General features: G+C 28.1%; 6 protein-coding genes. All 6 read left to right on the top strand.

Annotation, left to right across the window (positions count from 1 at the left end; all coding sequences use genetic code 11):
- The first annotated feature begins 17 nt into the window (after positions 1-17).
- The 6 genes from CVD18_RS22870 to CVD18_RS21110 all read left to right on the top strand — a co-directional run bounded on the left by CVD18_RS22870 (position 18) and on the right by CVD18_RS21110 (position 5,176).
- Positions 18-173, top strand: coding sequence for a hypothetical protein (locus tag CVD18_RS22870; protein WP_158250440.1), 156 nt, complete (start codon positions 18-20; stop codon positions 171-173).
- Positions 174-881: 708 nt separating this feature from the next.
- Complete coding sequence (locus tag CVD18_RS21130) at positions 882-1,349, top strand: biotin/lipoyl-containing protein (RefSeq protein WP_103867466.1); 468 nt, start codon at positions 882-884, stop codon at positions 1,347-1,349.
- A complete protein-coding gene (locus CVD18_RS21125) occupies positions 1,346-2,311 on the top strand; it encodes an acyltransferase domain-containing protein (RefSeq protein ID WP_103867465.1) in 966 nt (321 codons plus the stop codon). The genes CVD18_RS21130 and CVD18_RS21125 overlap by 4 nt, the downstream gene beginning before the upstream one ends.
- Positions 2,312-2,313: 2 nt before the next feature.
- The gene (locus CVD18_RS21120; RefSeq protein ID WP_103867464.1) at positions 2,314-3,057 is read left to right on the top strand and encodes a 4'-phosphopantetheinyl transferase superfamily protein; all 744 of its coding nucleotides are present in this window, start codon (positions 2,314-2,316) and stop codon (positions 3,055-3,057) included.
- Between the two features lie 56 nt (positions 3,058-3,113).
- Complete coding sequence (locus CVD18_RS21115; RefSeq protein ID WP_158250535.1) at positions 3,114-3,713, top strand: MBL fold metallo-hydrolase; 600 nt, start codon at positions 3,114-3,116, stop codon at positions 3,711-3,713.
- A gap of 827 nt (positions 3,714-4,540) precedes the next feature.
- Positions 4,541-5,176, top strand: a complete 636-nt coding sequence (locus CVD18_RS21110) for a transglutaminase family protein (protein ID WP_103867462.1) — start codon at positions 4,541-4,543, stop codon at positions 5,174-5,176.
- The last annotated feature ends 331 nt before the right edge of the window (positions 5,177-5,507 follow it).

Here is a 5,507-nt window from a genome sequence, read left to right as displayed (position 1 = left end):
TATAATCTTTTAATGGAGTGGCAACTAAATATCTACAGAATTATATGAACTGGTTTATGGTCTTGGAACGCATAAAAGAGAATAACCAACGGCTCAAATCCTTTGCCTACTATGCCCTTGCTGGACAAAATGCATGGCAAATTTGGAAAACAACAACTGAATCAGTCATATAGTAGAATATAGCCATTTTTATTAAAGAGATTTGCATTCAAATTTTAATGCTCCGTCTGCTTGCATTTCTACATTTCATTTTGAAAAAGTAATGTTTTGGTATAAGTTGCTAATTAAGTTATAAAAGTAACAGCTTTACTGGTTATATTATCTAAAAAATAAAGAGAATTACGTTATGTTTTTGGAAGATTTTCGCAAAATATATTTGGCAATAACATTAATAGATTATAAGTCTTAATTAACTCTAAATATGGTATGTGAAATTCATTAAATAGGGTATAAATAATTTTCTATATAGAAAGCAAAAGATATTTAATTTAAATCAATCTATACATTTGTTAATTAGTAAATAACCACAACTTATTCTTGTTTAATTTACTTTATGTGAAATTGCTATTTTAATTTTTTATTCATAATAGATCAGTATAATTTAAAATCAATATTATCTAATAATCATAATTGTAAAGAAAGAAAAAGTACTTTAAATTAAATTTACTCAGTAAGGTGCTAATCTGATTAAAAAGAATTGAAAGTAAACACAACTGCCCCATTATCAATGTAAGTTAGTCATATAACAGAAGGCTTCTTAAGTAGATAAATCAATCGATAAATTTAATATGAATTTTTAGACTTGAAGAGATAATTAAGTTTCTTCAATTAAATACCTAAAAGGCTATACTTCGAGGGCTATTTATTGTAATATATGAGTTATGAATCTAAAAGAAATACAAGTACTAATCACCTCGGTAACCGATTCAGCGATGCTTGAATTTAAATTAGAATATGAAAAAGTGAAAATAGTGATTAAAAAGAATATTGAAGATAAAGTAACGAATATAATACCTCCAGTTATAGTATATCAAAAGGATAAAGTTCAAGAAAAATCAATTAGAACTATTGGACTTGAAAGTAAAGACTTTGTTTTTGATTGTGATTCTAAATACCACATTGTTAAATCCCCTTTCATAGGCACTTTTCATTTGCAATCATCAATTGATAAATCAAAATATATAAAAAGAGGTGATATGATTACTAAGGGAGATGTACTTTGTTCTATAGAAGCATTAAAACTTCTAAATGAAATAAAGAGTAATTTTTCAGGAAAGGTTGTAAAAATATTGGTGGAAGATTTTACTCCTGTGGAATACAATCAATCTTTATATGTAATTGAACTATGATTGACACTAATATAAAAAAACATAAAATAGTATTTCTCTTTTCAGGTCAAGGAAGCCAATATATAGGAATGGGACGGAAACTTTTTGAAAATAATAAGGTTTTTAGAACTAGTTTAGAAAAGGGTGATAAAATTATTCAACAAAAGTTAGATAGATCACTAATAAACGAATTATATTTTACTAATCATAAGAGCTTTGATGATGTACTAATTACCCATCCCGCTATAGTTGCAGTCGAAATTGCAATGTATCAAGTACTAAAGGAGTTGGGGATTAAAGCTGATTATGTCTCAGGAATTAGTTTGGGAGAATTTTCTGCAGGTGTAGTAAGTGGAATTTGGGATTATGAAACCGCACTTGAAGCATCAGTTGAACAAGCAAAGTCCATAGTTAGAAATAATGTACATGGAGGTATGCTTACTATAATTAATGAAAACAAAGTTAATCTAGAACGAATTTATCTTTTTCATGGCCTTTTTCTAGCAGGTGATAATTTTGAAGGACATTTTACACTTTCCGGGACGGTTGAAAATTTAGATGCATTTCAGTTGGAGTTAATTAAGCTTAACATTCAATTTCTTCGTCTTCCAATATGTATTCCTTTTCATTCTCCTCTTGTTTTAGTGGGGTTGAGGGATTTTAATTATTACATGAATTTTATACGATTGTGCAAACCTAAACCTGGCTTTATTTCTGGTATAAAAAGTAAAGAGCTTGATAGTGATGTTCCGAATAACTATTTTGGAGAAGTGGTAAGTCAATATACAAATTACTCTAAAATAGTAGAATATATAGAAAATAAAGCTTCTTGTCTATATATTGATTTAGGACCTTCAGGATCCAATTCAACTTTTGTAAAAAACAATTTAAATTCATTATCAAAATCGAAAACTTTTCAGATTATGACACCGTTTGGTAGAGAGATTGAACAATTAGAAAAACTAGAGAAAATATTTAAATAGAAATGTATATAAGCGAAATTTTATTAAAAAGAGAAAATACTGATTTTAAGGCTGGGTTTTGCTTAATTAATAAGGGACTTCCCGAGCTTAATAAGGAAATAGATTTACTACATCCGAGCGAGAAGTCGTATTATGAATGTTTAAAATTTGAAAGGAGAAGAAAAAGCTATTTACTTGGCAGGATAGCAGCAAAACGAGCAGTGCTAAAATTGCTAGATGATGATAAAAAAATTGTCTCTTTTTCAATACAATTTGGAGTTTTTCAATTTCCTGTAGTAAAAAATATACAAAATGAAAATATACAAGTTTCTATAAGTCATTGTAATAATATCGGAGTAGCTCTTGCTTTTCCAGAAGAACATCCGATGGGGATTGATATTGAAAAAATAGATGAAGCTAAGATTAATATAATTAAAAGTATAATATCAGATGAAGAAGAAGGAATTATTAAATCTTTCTCTCTTGCAAAACGAGAAGGTTTTACAATTATGTGGTCAATAAAAGAAGCATTATCTAAAATATTAAAGACAGGGTTAACAGTTGATTTTAAAATTTTTGAAATTAAATTAATACACCAACAAGGTTTCTTCTTTATAGGTATTTTTAAGAATTTTATTCAATATAAATCAATCTCATTTATTGAAAATAATTATGTTTGTTCAATTGTACTTCCTAAAAACACGTCAATAGATTTAAATTGCATTAGAAATTCATTAAGAAAAATCGCGTTAAGTAATTGTATTTAATTATGTTAATAAAATTATTTAAAACTAAAAAATCATTTATTAAGAATCAATGTTATTTGATTTATAATGAAAATATAGGAATATTGGTTGATCCTGCTTGGGATTATGATCTTATTAATGAGTTTCTATTAGTCAACAGAATTACTCTAAAAGCCATTTTATTGACACACTCTCATATTGATCATACAAATTTAGCTGAAAAATTTGCGTTGGTCAGAAAAATCCCTGTTTTTATTTCAGGAGAAGAAATTGATGCTTATGGTTTTACCTGTTTAAATCTTAGAAAAGTGAAACATTTAAACAAAATAATTTTGGGTAACATAGAGGTTATGCCTATAATAACACCAGGACATACGTTAGGAAGTACTTGTTATTTAATAGAAAATAATTTATTCTCTGGAGATACTGTTTTTATTGAAGGAGTAGGTACCTGTAATCGCAGCGATGCTTATAAACTTTATAATTCAGTCCAGTTTTTAAAAAATTATTTGGTAGAAACTACTTCATTCTGGCCTGGTCATTCATTTGGGAAATCTGCTGGTCAGGATTTAAATTACCTTATGAAACATAATATTTACTTTCAGTTTCGTAATGTAGAACATTTTGTTGATTTTAGGACACGAAAAAATAGACCAGATCCTCTAACGTTTAAATAAAAAAAGAAAAGCCTACGTTTCCGCCGGTCATAATGTATAATTGTAATGCTGAATAAGACATTTGTTTGTCCTTTAATAAGCAGACACCCTTTTTACTGAAGTCTGAATTTGTTTGTTTCTTAACTCAATATGCAGTTGACTTACCGAAGTATTTATTGGTGTCGGCCATATCGCGTTCTTAACACGATAAGCTAATTACTTGATCTCTCAAAGTGGCACAAAACTAACTGGAATAATCAAATGCTAATTTATATCTGTAGCTATTAATCCAAAAGTTCATAAAACTCATTATATTACAAAACTTTAGGATGTTTAGCATATATTTGATAATTGAAGATATATAAATTTTTTAAGCATATCCAATTGTTATATGTAAGTTAAACCAAAATTACGGAAATCGAAACAAGAAATAATATTAATGCCTGTAAGTTAGCCTGAAAAAACCAAACTTCAACAACATCTTTAAAACAACCACTTGCAATTTTATTTCAGCATAATTGGAATACCTACTGAAAATGTTTTATCGCCAATTGAGGAGTGAAGAAAAGTAATTTAGCTAAATTTTTTAAACAAAAGATTTAAATCTAAATTGAGTTTTCGATTTGATAATCAGTTTTCTAAAAAGCTTTTTACAAAATATGGTTTCAAATACAATTAATGAATAAAATTTATTGAATAAAAAACAAAAAAGCCATCAGGTAATAAGGAGGTATAGAAAAAACTGGGCTTTTGTTGTGCCAAACTAAAAAAATTCTACGTTTATCAACAATGTCCGCTAAGTAATAAACTACCATACCAAAATGACCGAAACTAACAATAATATTTAAATGGATTATTTAGCATCATCTTATTTTTTTGATTTTGACAGTGATGAAATTCAAAATCTCATAACTGAATTTAAAACTGATTCGCTTTCAGATAAAGAAAAAACAAAACGTTTGTACATTAAAGTGCGTGATTCATGGAGATACGACCCCTATAATTTTAGGTTATCTAAAGAGAATTTCAAGGCTAGTAAAATTACTTTAAAAGCAAAAGGTCATTGTATAGAAAAGTCAATCATTTTAATTGCTTGCCTGAGAGCTCTAAAAATTCCAGCTAGACTTCACTTGGGTAAAGTGAAAAATCATATTGGAGTAGAAAAGTTGACTAAGAAATTTGGAACTAATGAGTTAACACCACACGGAATGGTAAATGTTTATTTGAATAATAAATGGCTTAAACTATCTCCTGCTTTTAACAAGTCTATGTGTAAAATCTGTAATGTATCTCCTTTAGAGTTTGACGGTGAGAACAATTCTTTTTTACAAGAGTTCAATAATCAAGGTAATCTTTTTATGGAATATCTTGATGACTATGGCCATTTTGAAGATGTACCTTTGGAATTTATAAGGAATAACGTAAAAGCACACTACCCACATTTTTTTGATAATAAAGGAAATGTAATAAAATTCAAATTGTAGAAAAGCCTTCGTGTAACGATAGTAAACGTTGGACAAGTCTATCAATTTATAAGAAGACTAACTAGTGTCCACTATAAATAATTAAATTATTTTTTTTGAGTTATACACTTAGTGTCTGTTTAATATTATTATATACTGGTTTTGCTGCTACCATTCTTTCGTATCGCTCCGAGAAAGTACATCTTTCCTAGTTTTATAATCTGACCTACCTTTGCTTCAAACAATTATTATGTTCATATCATTGGATTTAAATTGTAAACGTCCGAGCAACTACAGGTTAGTGTTTTCTTGATATCCAGGCAATAGTTCTTCTAGTTTTTGTATGCTATGA

This window comes from Aquimarina sp. I32.4, from assembly GCF_002924285.1.
Classification (GTDB): domain Bacteria; phylum Bacteroidota; class Bacteroidia; order Flavobacteriales; family Flavobacteriaceae; genus Aquimarina.
Note: the sequence above shows the minus strand (reverse complement) of the source record. Positions and strands in the feature narration are given on the sequence as shown.